The following is a 15850-nucleotide window of genomic DNA, read 5'->3' as shown; positions in this document are numbered from 1 at the left end:
CGTTCGCTGCGCTTCACCCGGTCCTCCCCCTTCTGTGGCCTCAGCTCCGTCTCTACGTTGAGGGGAACGAGCTGTGATACCGACGCGGGGGGTAGGTAGCCCATATGTTCGGCAGTGTTCGCAAGTCCATCGGCAGATTCCTCGACTCGTTGCGCACGGAGACCGCCGCGCAGGAGGTCAAGCGCACGCACAACCTGTTCGAGGCGGCCGCCGCCTACATCTCGGCGTGCGCCGAGGACGACCAGGAGCAGATCGACGAGACGGTGACCTGGGTGTCGCCCGAGGCGCTGTCGTTCGGGGTCAGCGAACTGGCGTGCCGGGCGGTCATCGCCCTCGCGCGAGAGCGGGACGAGTCGCCGCAGACGGTCGCGCGGTCACTTCTGGGGCTTCCCGCCGCCTGAACGAGTGAGGGTCTCCGGTCGATTCGCCCCTGTCCACCCGGACCCGCGGCTCCGCACGGGGTTCTCGCTCGTGACAAGGGCCCGCCGGGCGCATTAGGGTGCGCCGACGGACGAGCGAGAGCGAGGGGGGCCGGCATGGCCGGGACGGACGACGACGCCGTCATCGCCGGGGACGACGACGCGCTGTATGTGCTGACGGCGGTACTGCTCACGCCCGCGAACTTCCCCAGTGTGCTGGGCGACGACTATCCGGAGGCCTGCGCGGCCCTCGGCCTCGCACCGCTCGCCGACGGGTACGGAATCGTGCTGGGCCAGGACGGCGAAGGCGCCCGGTGGACGGTGGCGGTGGACGACGTGTCGCTGGTCGCCGTGGCCATCGCGTCGTGGGACTGCGGCATGGAGTACGACCTGTCACCCGACGAGGACTCGGTCGTGGCCGCGCTGCCCGGCTGGCCGCTCGCGGTCGCCGTGGCGGCGCCGGGGGTGCCCGCCCCGCACGACCCCGACCCGGAGGTCGCGGACCGCCCCCCGCTGAGCCCGCCCGACACCGGCACCTGGGGTCCCGCCCAGCGGCGCCTGGGGGCCGACGAGATCGCGCTGCAGTGGTCGATGTGGCGGGAGCAGATCGACGACGCCGCCTTCGGCGGGCCGGACGGCTCGGACCGGGCGGCGACAGGCGACGCCACGGAGGCCGGGACGGAAACCGGTGCCGGGACAGACGAGGGCGTCCCTCGCACCGGCATCCGCCGCGTTCTCGCGGAGGCACGCGCGTATGTGGAGTCCCCGCCGCCCCTCGGGCGCGTCCGCTCCTCGTTCGCGCCGGGCGACGCCCGGACACTGCGTGCCGACGGTCCCGGCTGGTCGATGGTGGCCAGAACCGACGACATCGCGTTCGTCCTCCTCGACGAGGAACCCGGCGAAGTGCTGCCGGTGGGCCGGGGACCGGAACTGCCCGGCCTCCTGGAGTCCCTCGACAAGATCGCCGTACGCCCGAACTGAGCCCTTGCGCCGCACCGGCCCGCACCGGCGGGCGGGCCGGTGGCGCCTCAGCGGCCCAGCTCCTTGCGGCCGGTCCGGCGCAGCCTGCGCCGCTGTGAGGGGTCCAGCGCGAGGTACGCGGCCGTGGGGATCCCGAGGACTATCAGGAGATTGGCCCAGAAGGGGAACGGCAGCAGGATCAGCAGGACGATCCCGATTGCCGCACCCCCCGCGACGATCTTCGTACTCTTCGACATCTCTGTCGCCTCCTTCGCGGCTACTGCCGCTCTCTGTCCTGAAAACGGGATCGGACTCCCGGCAGTTCCGGACCACGACCCTGACACGTCCCTGAGTCGAACCCCCGTACAACCCTGAGATGCCCCCGCCGTCGAGCAGGAAAAGTGACCCACATCACTCATCAGGATGCCTGTCGGAGGTTTGAAGTGACGTACGATCGGCGATTCTGGCTACGGTAGTCAAATTTGAGGAGTCCAGCATCCCTGTGCCGCCGAAACCCGTGGCAACCCCCTCCGAAGTCTCCGAGCTGACCCGCTGCCGCGCCGTCTTCGTGGCCGACGCCCCTGCCCGCGCCGGCCGTGTCGCCTTCTGGCGACCGGACGGCTCACCGCCACCTCCGACCACGCACGGCACCGCCGAGGAGCTGACGGTCGCCCTGCCCGGCGGCGTAGGCGCCGGCGTCGATCTGGTGACCGTACCGATCCTGTCGCTCCCGGTGCGCGCCGCGCTTCCCGTGCTCACACGCGCGCGTGCCGCCACGGACGCACACCGGTCGACGGCGTTCTGGGGCGCGGCCTCCGTGCTGGCGCTGCAGTTCGCCGCGCGCGGACTGCTGTTGCCCGGCGTGACCGCGAGCGGCCATGACGCCTGGCGGGCGGGCCCGCTGCGGGCGGAGGATCTGGACCGCGTCAGAGAACTGGCCGCCGCGATGCCGCCGGAGGCACACGCGGTGCCCGTCGATCACGACGAACCCTTGCGGCTGCCCGATCCGGAGCGGTTGCTGCGCGAGTTCCTCGACGCCGTCATGGACTCGCTGCCCCGCTCCCCCGCCGCGAGCATCGCGGCGGGCGGCCCGGCCTTCGCCGCGCGGGAACCCGTGTACGTGCCCGAGCAGCGCGCCTGGGCCGCCGATGTCGCCGCCGGGCACGACGCGGGGGTCCGCGTGTCGCTGCGTGTCGAGATCCCCGGGCTCGTCTCGGCCGGGGACGACGAGTCGGGCGGGACGAACCTGCCGTTCCGTGCCGTCCCCCAGGTGCACAGCGTGAGCGACCCGGCCCTCGTCGCGGACGCCTCCGCCGTATGGGCCGGCAACCGGAGCTTCGGCCCGCGCGCGCGGATGGACGCCCTCTTGGCGCTGCGCCGCGCGGCCCGAGCCTGGGCCCCGCTCACCCCGCTGCTCTCGGCAGCCGTGCCTGACGCCGTGGAACTCGCCGACGAGGAGATCACCGAACTGCTCGGTGAGGGCGCGCGGCTGCTGGCGGCGGCCGGCGTCGACGTGCACTGGCCCAAGGAGTTGGCGCGTGGACTGACCGCCCGCGCGGTCATCGGCCCACCGGACGAGGAGAAGGGGCCGGGCAGAGCCGCGTCGGACACCCCGTCGTACCTGTCCTCCGACTCCCTGCTCGCCTTCGACTGGTGGTTCGCCCTGGGCGACCAGCGGCTCACCCGGCAGGAGTTGGACCTGCTCGCGGAGGCGAACCGCCCCATGGTGCGGCTGCGCGACCAGTGGGTCCTGGTCGACCCGGAGGAAATCCGCCACGCGCGTGCGCAACAGGACCGCAAGGTGTCGCCCGTCGACGCGCTCAGTGCCGCTCTGACGGGCTCGACGGAGGTCGACGGCCGGATGGTCGACGTACGGCCCACGGGGTGGCTGGCGACGCTTCGGGAGCGGCTGTCGGACCCTGAGGGACAGGAGCCCGTCGGGCAGCCGTCCGGGCTCGCGGCGACACTGCGGGACTACCAGCTGCGTGGCCTCACCTGGCTGGCCCGGATGACCTCCCTCGGGCTCGGTGGCTGTCTCGCCGACGACATGGGCCTCGGCAAGACGATCACCCTGATCGCCCTGCATCTGCACCGGCAGTCGGACACGTCGTCGGCGGGCCCCACTCTCGTGGTCTGTCCGGCCTCGCTGATGGGCAACTGGCAGCGGGAGATCGAGAAGTTCGCGCCAGGTGTGCCGGTGCGCCGCTTCCACGGGTCCCGGCGCAGCCTGGACGGCCTCGCCGACGGAGAGTTCGTCCTCACCACGTACGGCACGATGCGGCTCGACGCGCCGCGGCTGGCCGACGTGCCCTGGGGCATGGTCGTGGCGGACGAGGCGCAGCACGTGAAGAACCCCTACTCGGCCACGGCGAAGGAACTGCGCAGGATCGGGACACGCGCGCGTGTGGCGCTCACCGGCACTCCGGTGGAGAACAACCTGTCCGAACTGTGGGCGATCCTCGACTGGACCACTCCGGGCCTCCTCGGCGGACTCGGCGCCTTCCGCACCCGGTACGCGCAGGCCGTCGAGGGCAGCAGGGATCCCGCCGCGGCGGAGCGACTCTCCCGTCTCGTACGGCCGTTCCTGCTGCGCCGCCGCAAGTCGGACCCGGGCATCGCGCCGGAGCTCCCGCCGAAGACGGAGACCGACCGTGCCGTGTCGCTCACCCGGGAACAGGTCGGCCTGTACGAGGCGTTGGTCCGCGAGACCATGGCGGAGATCGCCGCTGCCGACGGCATGGAGCGGCGCGGACTGATCGTGAAGCTCCTGACCGGGCTCAAACAGATCTGTAACCATCCCGCCCAGTTCCTCAAGGAGGAGCGGCCCCGGATCCCTGGCAGATCGGGGAAGTTGGAGCTGCTGGACGAACTGCTGGACACCATCCTCTCCGAGGGAGCGAGCGTTCTGGTGTTCACGCAGTACGTCCAGATGGCACGTCTGCTGGAACGGCATCTGGCGGCGCGCGGTGTCCCCACCCGGTTCCTGCACGGCGGAACGCCGATCCCTGAGCGCGAGGCGATGGTCGAGCGCTTCCAGGAGGGTGAAGTTCCCGTCTTCCTGCTGTCGTTGAAGGCCGCCGGCACGGGGCTGAATCTGACCCGGGCCGAGCATGTCGTGCACTACGACCGCTGGTGGAATCCGGCCGTCGAGGCGCAGGCCACGGACCGGGCGTATCGCATCGGACAGACGCGGCCGGTGCAGGTGCACCGGCTGATCACGGAGGGGACGATCGAGGACCGCATCGCGGACATGCTGCTGCGCAAGCGGGAGTTGGCCGACGCGGTGCTGGGTGCGGGCGACACGGCGCTCACCGAGTTGTCCGACACCGAACTGGCCGACCTGGTGGAGCTGCGAGGGGGCGCACGATGACGGAACGTTCAGGACATGGCGCGGAGCGCACGTTCGCGGCCCTGGCGCCTGTGCACGGGCGGGGTTTCGCACAGACGTGGTGGGGCCGGGCCTGGCTGAAGGCGCTCGAGGACGCCGCGTTGGACGGGCAGCAGGTGAAGGAGGGGCGCAGGCTGGCGCGCGCGGGAGCCGTGGGCGCGGTGTCGGTGCGCCCCGGGCGCGTCACCGCCGTCGTCCAGGACCGGGACGGCACCGCGCACCGCGCCGACGTGCTGCTGCAGGAGCTGTCCGAGGACCACTGGGACCGTTTCCTGGACATGGCGGTCGAGCGGGCCGGACACATCGCCGCCCTGCTCGACCGTGAGATGCCACCGTATCTGGTCGAGGACGCCGCGACCGCCGGCGTCGAACTGCTGCCCGGGCTCGGTGATCTGGAGGCGGAGTGCGACTGCGGTGCCTGGGACCACTGCGGGCACACCGCGGCCCTCTGCTACCAGGTGGCCCGGCTGCTGGACCAGGACCCGTTCGTCCTGTTGCTGATGCGGGGCCGTGCCGAGCGCCCGCTCCTGGACGAGCTCCAGGTGCGCGGCATCGCTCCCGCGGCGGACGGACGGATGTCGTCCGAAGGCCTTCAGGACGACCTTCAGGAAAGCCCTCAGGACGGTTTGAACGCCGTCGAGGCGTTCGCGGCGGGCGAGATCCTTCCGCCGCTCCCGGAGCCGCCCCGGCCGCCGGTGGAGCCCGGCCTGCCGGCCTCCCTGGACACCGAGGCCCCACCCGCGCCGGGGGTGGACCCGACCGCACTCGAGTTCCTGGCGGCGCAGACGGCCCGGGAGGCCCGTCGGATGCTGGCCGAGGCGCTCCTTCCCGGACACGAGCAGCAGCCTCTGGACGAGGAGTTGACGCTCCAGCAGGACGCGGTGCGGCTGGCCTCCGGCGGTCCGGAGCCGAGCGTCGGGGCACGGCTCGGCCAGGTTTCCGAGCGCGGCCGTGAAGGGCTGACGCTCGCCGTACGTGCCTGGCGGTACGGCGGGGTGGCCGGTCTCGCCGTACTGGACGAGGAGTGGCACGTACAGGCGGAATCGCTCGCACGCGCGCGTGCCGCGCTGGAGACGGCCTGGGACGAGGACGAGCGGCCTTCACTGCGCCCCGCGCACAACCGTTGGACCGTGGTCGACGGCTCGGCCCAGCTGCGCCTCGGGCGGGACGGCCGCTGGTGGCCCTACCGCAAGGAGCGGGGCCGCTGGGCACCCGCCGGCCCGGCGGCCCATGACCCGGCGACGGCACTGGCTTCGGTCAGCGCCGAGACCGACGTCTGAGGCGTGGTCGGCCGGGCTCTCACTCGGCGTCGTCGGCGGGGGCCGGAAGGAACGAGTCGAGGTCGCTGGGGAACGCGGTCGGGAACCCGCTGGGCAGGTCGCTCGGGAAGCCCGAGGGAAGTGTCGGAAGGTCGCTGGGCAACCGGGACGGGAGGCTCAGCGACGGGGTGGGCGAGGCACTCGTGCCGCCGCCGGTCCCGCCCGAAGGCTTCTCGTCCGGCGATCCCTCGCCTCCGGTGACCACCAGCACCACGGCGATCACGGCACCGATGGCGATGATCACGGCCGGCACGATGAGTACGACGTTGCGGCGCCCGCCGGAAGAGGGTTCATGGGACGGATCGGGTGGCTGCCAGCCCCCGCCCTGACCCGGGGGCTGCCAGCCACCTCCCTGCCCCGTCTGAGGCAGGCCGCCACCCTGTGAGGGCGGACCGAAGCCGCCGGGTGGTGGTGTGTGTGCCCCGGTCGGATCGTCCGGGGGTGGGCCGTAGCCCCCTGGTGGGGGCCCGAACCCTCCGCCGTGCGACGGCGGTGTGCCGTCCGGCGGCTGTGACGGTGGCGGCGGCATGCCCATACCGACCAGAGTCGCCGCGAAACGGCCAAGACGCGAGTCCTGCGCGGGAGTTGATACGGACTCATGCCACGGATCGCATGATTCCGGAGAATTCCGTGCGGGAATCGACGAGGGGTGACGCAGGGGACGGCCGAGACACAAGCCGACGGGGGCGGGTGGAGGCCCCTGCCGCGTCAGCGGAAAGGGCCTCCCACGCGCGCGTGATCAGCCGCGCGCGCCCAGCAGGTGGTCCATCGCCAGCTGGTCGAGCTGCTCGAAGGCCATGCCGCGAGCCGCGGCGGCCTCGGCGTCGAACTCCTCGAAGGCCGAACGATCCGCGAGCAGGGCCTTCAGACCGTCGGCGGCCGTCGCCTGGGCCAGCTGGTCCAGGCGCGCGGCCCGCAGGGCCTCCTGGACCACCGGGTTCGTGCGGAAGGCGGCCGCGCGCTCCTTGAGGATGAGGTAGTTGCGCATGCAGCCCGCGGCCGACGCCCACACGCCGTCGAAGTCCTCGGTGCGCGGCGGCTTGAAGTCGAAGTGCTTCGGGCCCGCGTAACCGGCGCTCTCCAGGAGGTCGACCAGCCAGAAGGCGGAGCGCAGGTCGCCCGCGCCGAAGCGGAGGTCCTGGTCGTACTTGATACCGGACTGGCCGTTGAGGTCGATGTGGAAGAGCTTGCCCGCCCAGAGGGCCTGGGCGATGCCGTGCGGGAAGTTCAGCCCGGCCATCTGCTCGTGGCCGACCTCGGGGTTGACGCCGTACAGCTCCGGGCGCTCCAGGCGCTCGATGAAGGCCAGGGCGTGGCCGACCGTGGGGAGCAGGATGTCGCCGCGCGGCTCGTTCGGCTTGGGCTCGATCGCGAACTTCAGGTCGTAGCCCTGGGAGGTCACGTACTCGCCGAGGAGGTCAAAGGCCTCCTTCATGCGGTCGAGCGCGTCCCGGACGTCCTTGGCGGCACCGGATTCGGCGCCCTCGCGGCCGCCCCAGGCGACGTAGATCTTGGCGCCCAGCTCGACCGCCAGGTCGATGTTGCGGATCGTCTTGCGCAGCGCGTACCTGCGGACGTCGCGGTCGTTGGCGGTGAACGCGCCGTCCTTGAAGACGGGGTGCGTGAAGAGGTTGGTGGTGGCCATCGGCACGGTCATACCGGTCGTGTCCAGGGCCGCGCGGAAGCGCTTGATGTGCTCCGCGCGCTCACTGTCCGAGGACCCGAAGGGGATCAGGTCGTCGTCGTGGAAGGTCACCCCGTAGGCGCCGAGCTCCGCCAGACGATGCACCGACTCGACCGGGTCGAGGGCGCGCCGGGTGGCGTCGCCGAACGGGTCCCGTCCCTGCCAGCCGACGGTCCACAGGCCGAAGGTGAACCTGTCGTCGGGGGTGGGCTGGTAGTTCATGCCGCGGCTCCTTGCGCTCCGACTATTTCGTCATGGCGATTTACAAATTAGTATGCGGACGCGTCTCTGGGAAGACAAGATGTCGCCGGAGGGAGACGTCGGCCGCGTCAGCGGCAGTCACGAGCCGTGTGAGAGGGAGAGCCCGATGTCAGCAGCCGAGGGTCCGCTCGTCGTCGGTGTGGACTCGTCCACACAGTCCACCAAGGCCCTGGTCGTCGACGCGTCGACGGGACGGGTGGTGGCGAGCGGGCAGGCATCGCACACCGTGTCCTCCGGCGCGGGCCGGGAGAGCGATCCCCGCCAGTGGTGGGACGCGCTGTGCGAGGCGCTGCACCAGTGCGGGGAGGCGGCACGCGAAGCGTCTGCGGTGTCGGTCGGAGGCCAGCAGCACGGCCTCGTCACCCTCGACGCCCGGGGCGAGCCGGTCCGCCCGGCGCTGCTGTGGAACGACGTCCGCTCGGCGCCGCAGGCCGCCCGTCTGGTGGAGGAGCTGGGCGGCGCGAAGGCGTGGGCGGAGCGCGCCGGCAGTGTGCCGGGCCCGTCGTTCACCGTCACGAAGTGGGCCTGGCTGGCCGAGAACGAGCCCGAGGCCGTCCGCGCCACGGCCGCCGTACGACTGCCGCACGACTACCTCACCGAGCGCCTCACCGGCCAGGGCACGACCGATCGCGGCGACGCCTCCGGCACGGGGTGGTGGGCGTCGGCGACCGAGGCGTACGACACGGAGGTCCTCGCCCACGTCGGGCTGGACCCGGCGCTGCTGCCCCGTGTGGTCCGGCCGGGCGAGGTCGCCGGGACCGTGCGGGACGCCCACGACCTGCCGTTCTCCAAGGGCACCCTGGTCGCCGCGGGCACCGGCGACAACGCGGCCGCCGCACTGGGGCTCGGGCTGCGCCCCGGCACCCCCGTGCTGAGCCTCGGCACCTCCGGCACGGTGTACGCCGTCTCCCGGCACCGCCCCTCCGACCCGACCGGCACGGTGGCGGGCTTCGCCGACGCGCACGGGGACTGGCTGCCGCTGGCCTGCACCCTGAACTGCACCCAGGCCGTCGACCGGGTCGCCGCCCTGCTGGGCCTGGACCGCGAGGCCGTGGAGCCCGGCGGACACGTCACCCTCCTCCCCTACCTGGACGGCGAGCGCACCCCGGCCCTGCCGCACGCCTCGGGTCTGCTGCACGGACTGCGTCACGACACGACCGGCGGACAGCTGCTCCAGGCCGCGTACGACGGTGCCGTCCACTCGCTGCTCGGCGCCCTCGACCTGGTGCTCGACTCGGACGCGGACACCTCGGCGCCGCTGCTGCTCATCGGCGGGGGCGCCCGGGGCACGGCCTGGCAGCAGACGGTGCGGCGCCTGTCGGGGCGTGCCGTGCAGGTCCCCGAGGCCAGGGAACTGGTCGCGCTGGGCGCCGCCGCGCAGGCCGCCGGGCTGCTCACCGGCGAGGACCCGGCCGCGGTCGCCCGCCGCTGGGACACCACCCGGGGGCCGGTGCTGGAGGCCGTGGAGCGGGACGAGGAGGCGCTCGCCAGGATCTCCGGGGTACTGTCCGACGCCGCGCCGCTGCTGGAGCGTGAACCGGGCGGCAGCTGAGCGGGCCAGGGGGTGTCCGAAGTGGGAAAATCCGATTCCGGCATGATCTACAGGAGACCCACCAGGACACACCGAAGGAAGCCGGGGGAGGCATGACCGCTCCACTGCACGAATCCCACACGAGCGGCTCCGGCCGTGGCCTGCCCGACAACCAGCAGGGCATGCGCCGCCGCAACCTCTCCCGGGTCATGCATTCCGTCAACGCCGAGGGGCCGCTGTCCCGGGCCGCCGTCGCCTCGCGCATCGGCCTGACCCGGGCCGCCGTGTCGACGCTGGTGGACGAGCTGATCCGCTCGGGGCTCCTGGAGGAGCTGGGTCCCGAGCGCCCCGGCCGCGTCGGGCGGCCCGGCTCGGCACTCGCCCTCAGCGGTCGCGGCCCCGCCGGGATCGGTGCGGAGATCGGTGTCGACCACCTCGCGGTCTGTGCCGTGGATCTACGCGGTGAGGTACGGGCTCGGGCGGTACGGCAGGGCACCAACCGCGGCCGGTCGCCCGAGCCGGTCATCGACGAGCTCACCGACCTCGTCCGGCGGGTCGTCGCCGAGGCGGAGGGCGAGGGCCTGTGGCCCGCGGGTCTCGCGGTCGCCGTGCCCGGGCTGGTGGCGGGCGACGCCCGGACCGTGGTCCGCGCCCCCAACCTCGACTGGCACGACACGGACCTGGGCGCCCTGTTGCCCGCTGGCCTGCCGGTGACCGTGGACAACGAGGCCAACTTCGGCGGCCTCGCCGAACTCTGGCTCGGCGACGGCACACCCTCCGACTTCCTGCACGTCTCCGCGGAGATCGGCATCGGCGGCGCGGTCGTCGTGGACGGCCGGCTGCTCCGCGGAACGCGCGGTTTCGCGGGCGAGTTGGGGCATGTGCCCGTACGGCCGGAGGGCCCCGACTGCGCGTGCGGTGGACGCGGCTGTCTGGAGCAGTACGCCGGTGAGGAGGCCGTGCTGCGGGCGGCGGGGCTGGAACCGGGAGAACGCCGTGTCGAGTTCCTCGCCGAGCGGGCAGCCGCCGGTGACAAGGACGTGCACCGGGCCCTGCGCGGCGCCGGAACCGCGCTCGGCATCGCCCTGACCGGCGCGGTCAATCTGCTGGACCCGGAGACTGTGGTGCTGGGCGGTGCCCTGGCCGCCCTCGCGCCCTGGTTGCTGCCCTCGCTGGAGCGGGAGTTGGCGCGGCGGACGGCCGGTCCGGCATGTGCCGTGACCGTGTCCCGGCTGGGCTCCGAGGGGCCGCTGCTGGGTGCGGCGCACTCGGTGGTGCGGGGTGTGCTGGACGATCCGGCGACGGTCGGGGTACGGCCGTAGCGCGGTCGGCGCGCCTCACCGTTCGTGGGCTGGACGGTTCTCGGGCTGTGCGGTTCACGGGCTGGAGGTTCTCGGCCTGTGCTGTTCGAGGACTGTGCTGTTCGGGGGCCACGGCATTCGCGGGCCGGCATTCGTGGCAGAGGTTCGTAGGCAGAGGTTCGTAGGCAGGGGTTCGCGAGGCGGCGTTCAGGGGTTGGCGTTCTGGGGGCGGTGCAGCCACATCCCTCTTCCGGGTGACGAAGTTATCCACAACTCACTGCTTTTCCACCGTTTTCCACACGCTCGGACGGCCGATCGGCGATCGCCGTACCGTGATTCACGTGAGGCGCACCCATCCGACCTGCGGATGCGTCTTCGATCACGACATCCGAGCGGATTACCCATCCTTGAAAGGCGGACCCAGATGGAGCGAGCCAGGCCGTTGCCGAGCAGGCGGCGGCTTCTGCGGGGCACCGCTCTCGCGGCGATCCCCTACGCGTTGCTCCCGAGCCCGCGGGCCGGCGCGCAGCCGCCGGCCGTCGACCACGCGCACGCCCGGTGGGATCCGGCGAGCACGGCCAACTACACCGCGGCCGACCGCCCGACCGACCGGTCCGTCGACCTGGTGATCATCCACGTGACACAGACGACGTACAAGAACACCCTGCCCGTGTTCTGGAACCCGGCGAAGCAGGTCTCCGCGCACTATGTGCTCCGGTCGGCCGACGGGCGGGTCACCCAGTGCGTCCGGGAGCGCGACATCGCCTGGCACGCGGGCAACTGGGACTACAACGCGCGGAGCATAGGCATCGAGCACGAGGGTTGGGTGGACCGGCCCGAGTACTTCACCGGTGCCATGTACGAGCAGTCGGCGACCCTCACCTCGGCGATCTGCGACAGATACGGCATACCGAAGGACCGCGCCCACATCATCGGCCACCACGAGGTACCGGGCACCGACCACACCGACCCGGGGCCGCACTGGGACTGGGACCGTTACATACGTCTGGTCAGCGCCGTCTGACGAGGTCCGGGCCGAGGCCGTCCGTCGCGTGCCGGGCCGGGCCGAGGCGGTCCGGGCCGTGCGGGGAGGTCGCGTGGCTTGTCGGGGTGTGCGTTCGGCGGTGACGATGGGTCCAGTTGTGCATGCTTTTCGGGGAGGCCGAGTTGACCGATCCATGGGTGGCTCTGGAGCCGGGAGCCGACCCCGTCGAACGGGTCCGGGTGCTGCGCCGCGCCCATGAGGCGTTCACGCTGCGAGGCACGGTGGCGCGACCGGTGCGTTCCGTGGTGGCGGCCTCATGGCGGCGTTCGGCGAGGGCGGGTGTCGGGCCGGAGGGCACCGCGCGGGTGGAACTGACGGACGGCGACCTCGGTTCCTACCGCGCGGAGCATCCGCTGGCCCGGGTGATGCCGCTGGTCCGGGAGTTGCTGGGCACGTTCGCGTCGGACGGCGAGCATCTGCTGGCCGTGTGCGACGCGCAGGGCAGGCTGCTGTGGGTGGAGGGGGATGCCGCGACCAGACGGCGGGCGGACCGGATGAACTTCGTGCCGGGGGCGCGCTGGGCGGAGTCCGCCGTCGGGACGAACGCGCCGGGCACGGCGGTCGCCGTGGACCGGCCGGTGCAGGTGTTCGCGGCCGAGCACTTCATACGCCGGGTGCAGCCGTGGACGTGCGCGGCGGCGCCGGTGCACGATCCGCGTACCGGGCGAGTGCTCGGCGCGGTAGACATCACCGGCGGCGACGGCCTGGCGCATCCGCACAGCCTCGGTTTCGTCCAGGCGGTGGCCAGGGCGGCCGAGTCCCAGCTCGCCCTGCTCACCCCGCCCGGCACTTCGGCCGACGCGCTCGAACTGGCGGCTCTGGGCCGTGACGAGGCCCAACTCCTCGTCGGTGGACGGAAGATCAGGCTCAGCCGTCGGCACAGCGAGCTCCTGGTGCTGCTCGCCCGGCACCCGGAGGGACTGTCCGGCGACGAGTTGCTCTGCGCGCTGTACGAGGACGAGTCGGTGCCGCCGGTGACACTGCGGGCCGAACTGGCCCGGCTGCGCCGGCTGCTCGGGCCGGGATTGCTGGGGTCCCGGCCGTATCGGCTCGTGGTGCCGGTCGAGTCGGATGTGACGGCCGTGGAACGGAGGCTGGAGACGGGCGCGGTGACGGCGGCCGCGTCGGTGTACGTGGGTCCGCTGCTGCCGGGTTCGCAGGCACCGGCCGTCGTGCGACTGCGGCAGCGGCTCGCCGACGGGCTGCGCACCGCCCTGATAGCCCGCCGCGACCCCGACCTCCTCGCGGACTGGGCGCACGCCCCCTGGGGCGAGGACGACCTGGAGGTGTGGCGGGCGCTGGCGGCCGTACGGCCGACACCGGCCGTACGGTCCCGGCTGCGCGAGCTGGAGTCGGAACTGTCTGCACCACCGGGGTGGGGGCGCCTTCGGTACCCCTGAGGGATGCGCTCATGGGGCGCAACGTCGTTGCAACCTTCGGGTTTCTAGCCTCCTCGCGAGAGCCGCCCAACGGCGGGCGGCGCTTCTCGGGAGGCAGGCATTCATGACCCGTTTCGCAGCGCCCGGTACGGACGGCGCGGTCGTCTCCTTCGAGGCGCGTTACGACCATTTCATCGGGGGTGAGTACGTGCCGCCGGCGCGCGGCCAGTACTTCGAGAACCCGAGTCCGGTGAACGGGCTGCCGTTCACCGAGATCGCGCGGGGTACGAGCGAGGACGTGGAGCGGGCGTTGGACGCGGCGCACGCGGCCGTGCCCGGGTGGGGGCGTACGTCCGTGACCGAACGGTCGGACGTGCTGCGGAAGATCGCCGACCGCATGGAGGCGAATCTGGAGCAGTTGGCGGTCGCGGAGAGCTGGGAGAACGGCAAGCCGGTGCGGGAGACGCTGGCCGCCGACATCCCGCTCGCCATCGACCACTTCCGGTACTTCGCCGGGGCGATCCGCGCGCAGGAGGGTTCGCTGGCGGAGCTCGACGACGACACGGTGGCGTACCACTTCCACGAGCCGCTGGGTGTGGTCGCCCAGATCATCCCGTGGAACTTCCCGATCCTCATGGCGACCTGGAAGCTGGCGCCCGCGCTGGCGGCGGGCAACGCGGTCGTGCTCAAGCCGGCCGAGCAGACCCCGGCGTCCATTCATGTCTGGCTGAGCCTGGTGGCGGACCTGCTGCCGCCGGGTGTGCTGAACATCGTCAACGGGTTCGGGGTGGAGGCGGGCAAGCCGCTGGCGTCGAGTCCCCGGGTGGCGAAGGTGGCGTTCACGGGCGAGACGACGACCGGGCGCCTGATCATGCAGTACGCCTCGGAGAACATCACACCGGTGACGCTCGAACTCGGCGGGAAGTCGCCGAACATCTTCTTCGACGACGTCTGGTCGGCGAACGACGACTTCCGTGACAAGGCCCTCGAAGGCTTCACGATGTTCGCGCTCAACCAGGGCGAGGTGTGCACCTGCCCCTCGCGGGCGCTGGTGCAGCGCGGCAACTACGCCGAGTTCATGGAGGCGGCCGTCGCCCGCACCGAGCAGATCAAGACCGGGCACCCGTTGGACACCGACACCATGATCGGTGCCCAGGCGTCCAACGACCAGTTGGAGAAGATCCTCTCCTATCTGGACATCGGCCGGCAGGAGGGGGCGAAGATCCTCACTGGCGGTGAACGCATCGACCACGACGGCGAGTTGAAGGGCGGCTACTACGTCCAGCCGACCATCTTCGAGGGCGACAACCGTATGCGGATCTTCCAGGAGGAGATCTTCGGACCGGTCGTCTCCGTGACCTCGTTCAACGACTTCGACGACGCCATCAAGATCGCCAACGACACGCTGTACGGCCTGGGGGCGGGTGTCTGGACACGGGACACCAACACCGCCTACCGCGCCGGCCGTTCCATCCAGGCGGGCCGCGTCTGGACCAACTGCTACCACGCCTACCCCGCCCACGCCGCGTTCGGCGGCTACAAGGGTTCGGGCATCGGCCGCGAGACCCACAAGATGATGCTGGACCACTATCAGCAGACGAAGAACATTCTTTGTTCTTACAGTCCTCAGAAGCTCGGCTTCTTCTAGTACCTCAAGTCGGTTGGCTGGAGGCACTGTTGCGCTCCAGCCAACCCGACAGGTTGGCTACCTATAGCAATCTCGTCAGCACTCTACGTAACCACAGGGATTCGACGAGAGCTCGTCCCGGACCAGCTGCGGGCCAAAGTGCCCCTGCCAGGCGCCAGCGAGACGGCCCTAGCCTCCACGCGCAACAACGCTCCCGCTCTGGGATCTCGGGCGGGATGTCGGCGCGTTCACCCCCTCCGCCGGGACCGCCACATACGGACTCTCCCAGGCAGGCCGGTCTCGGCACCAGACGGGCTTGCAGTCGGCGTCGACGATCCCCGCGTACCTGAGAGGGTCGAAGGACTGGGCAGTGTCCGAGGCGACCTGTTCGCCAGACAGCAACGACCGTGCCTTCCAGGTGGCATGGGGGCCGCTTGCGCTGCGCATCGCCAGGCCATCGCGGTGGTGCTGCTCCACCGGTTCAGCCTCGGGGGTGACATCTCACTCCACCGGCGAGCGTCGCACCTCGAACATGCTGCACGAATCTGACGGCTCGGCGAGGACGGCGCGGACGCCCGTCGAGACCGTGAACCGTGCGTGAACCGAGGTCGACCGCCCCCACTGACGTACGGTTCCAGCGCGTGAAGGCCGACGCGGCCGAACGCCCCGCGATCAGCTCGGTGCTGCGTGACCACCCCTGGTCCGTGCTCACCCAGTTCCTGTCCACCGCCGGCGGCACGGTGGGGTTCTAGTAGTGCTTGGTCAGGTCGGTATCGGTTGTGGCATGTCGCGGTGACAGGTGGGGCAGGCGCCGGTCCAGACCGCGAGGAGTAGCTGAAGCTCGCGGGCGACCTTGTAGAGGCTCAGGCCGACGCCGTCTCTTTTGGGGACCGGGTGATGCGCTGGAGGGTGCAGAAGGCGTGGGCTGCGGAGACG

Annotated in this window: 12 protein-coding genes; 9 read left to right on the top strand and 3 right to left on the bottom strand. The window is 71.7% G+C overall.

Annotation, left to right across the window (positions count from 1 at the left end; translation table 11 throughout):
- Positions 1–104: 104 nt before the first annotated feature.
- Both ABT147_RS36390 and ABT147_RS36385 read left to right on the top strand, forming a co-directional pair.
- Complete coding sequence (locus ABT147_RS36390; RefSeq protein ID WP_351414361.1) at positions 105–401, top strand: hypothetical protein; 297 nt, start codon at positions 105–107, stop codon at positions 399–401.
- 135 nt (positions 402–536) lie between these two features.
- On the top strand, positions 537–1400 hold the full coding sequence (locus tag ABT147_RS36385) for a hypothetical protein (protein WP_351414359.1): 864 nt from the start codon (positions 537–539) through the stop codon (positions 1398–1400).
- A 47-nt stretch (positions 1401–1447) separates the two neighbouring features.
- Here ABT147_RS36385 and ABT147_RS36380 read toward each other — a convergent pair whose 3' ends face one another.
- Positions 1448–1636 carry a tail-anchor membrane protein gene (locus ABT147_RS36380; RefSeq protein WP_045560506.1) on the bottom strand — a complete coding sequence of 63 codons (189 nt, stop codon included), beginning with the start codon at positions 1634–1636 and terminating at the stop codon, positions 1448–1450.
- Between the two features lie 245 nt (positions 1637–1881).
- Between ABT147_RS36380 and ABT147_RS36375 the strand changes: the two genes are divergently transcribed.
- Both ABT147_RS36375 and ABT147_RS36370 read left to right on the top strand, forming a co-directional pair.
- Entirely contained in the window at positions 1882–4749 is a 2868-nt protein-coding gene (locus tag ABT147_RS36375; protein WP_351414356.1) for an SCO1167/SCO6262 family helicase, read from the top strand.
- Positions 4746–6047: an SWF or SNF family helicase gene (locus ABT147_RS36370; RefSeq protein ID WP_351414354.1), complete on the top strand. Its 1302-nt coding sequence runs from the start codon at positions 4746–4748 to the stop codon at positions 6045–6047. Before ABT147_RS36375 ends, ABT147_RS36370 begins: the two co-directional genes overlap by 4 nt.
- 19 nt (positions 6048–6066) lie before the next feature.
- Here ABT147_RS36370 and ABT147_RS36365 read toward each other — a convergent pair whose 3' ends face one another.
- The gene (locus ABT147_RS36365; RefSeq protein ID WP_351414352.1) at positions 6067–6330 is read right to left on the bottom strand and encodes a hypothetical protein; all 264 of its coding nucleotides are present in this window, start codon (positions 6328–6330) and stop codon (positions 6067–6069) included.
- A 495-nt stretch (positions 6331–6825) separates the two neighbouring features.
- Positions 6826–7992 carry a xylose isomerase gene (gene xylA, locus ABT147_RS36360; protein ID WP_351414349.1) on the bottom strand — a complete coding sequence of 389 codons (1167 nt, stop codon included), beginning with the start codon at positions 7990–7992 and terminating at the stop codon, positions 6826–6828.
- Between the two features lie 145 nt (positions 7993–8137).
- Between xylA and xylB the strand changes: the two genes are divergently transcribed.
- The 5 genes from xylB (at position 8138) to adh (ending at position 14935) form a co-directional block, all read left to right on the top strand.
- Positions 8138–9583 carry a xylulokinase gene (gene xylB, locus ABT147_RS36355; RefSeq protein WP_351414347.1) on the top strand — a complete coding sequence of 482 codons (1446 nt, stop codon included), beginning with the start codon at positions 8138–8140 and terminating at the stop codon, positions 9581–9583.
- A gap of 92 nt (positions 9584–9675) precedes the next feature.
- Complete coding sequence (locus ABT147_RS36350; RefSeq protein ID WP_351414345.1) at positions 9676–10884, top strand: ROK family protein; 1209 nt, start codon at positions 9676–9678, stop codon at positions 10882–10884.
- Positions 10885–11287: 403 nt separating this feature from the next.
- Positions 11288–11887: an N-acetylmuramoyl-L-alanine amidase gene (locus tag ABT147_RS36345; RefSeq protein WP_351414342.1), complete on the top strand. Its 600-nt coding sequence runs from the start codon at positions 11288–11290 to the stop codon at positions 11885–11887.
- A gap of 122 nt (positions 11888–12009) precedes the next feature.
- Positions 12010–13308: a GAF domain-containing protein gene (locus ABT147_RS36340; RefSeq protein WP_351414340.1), complete on the top strand. Its 1299-nt coding sequence runs from the start codon at positions 12010–12012 to the stop codon at positions 13306–13308.
- 103 nt (positions 13309–13411) lie between these two features.
- The gene (adh, locus tag ABT147_RS36335; RefSeq protein WP_351414337.1) at positions 13412–14935 is read left to right on the top strand and encodes an aldehyde dehydrogenase; all 1524 of its coding nucleotides are present in this window, start codon (positions 13412–13414) and stop codon (positions 14933–14935) included.
- The last annotated feature ends 915 nt before the right edge of the window (positions 14936–15850 follow it).

Origin of the sequence: Streptomyces sp. NPDC001868 (assembly GCF_040297125.1) — a bacterium.
Classification (GTDB): Bacteria; Actinomycetota; Actinomycetes; order Streptomycetales; family Streptomycetaceae; genus Streptomyces.
The sequence above is the reverse complement of the archived record's forward strand: the minus strand, read 5'-3'. Positions and strand labels throughout refer to the sequence as shown.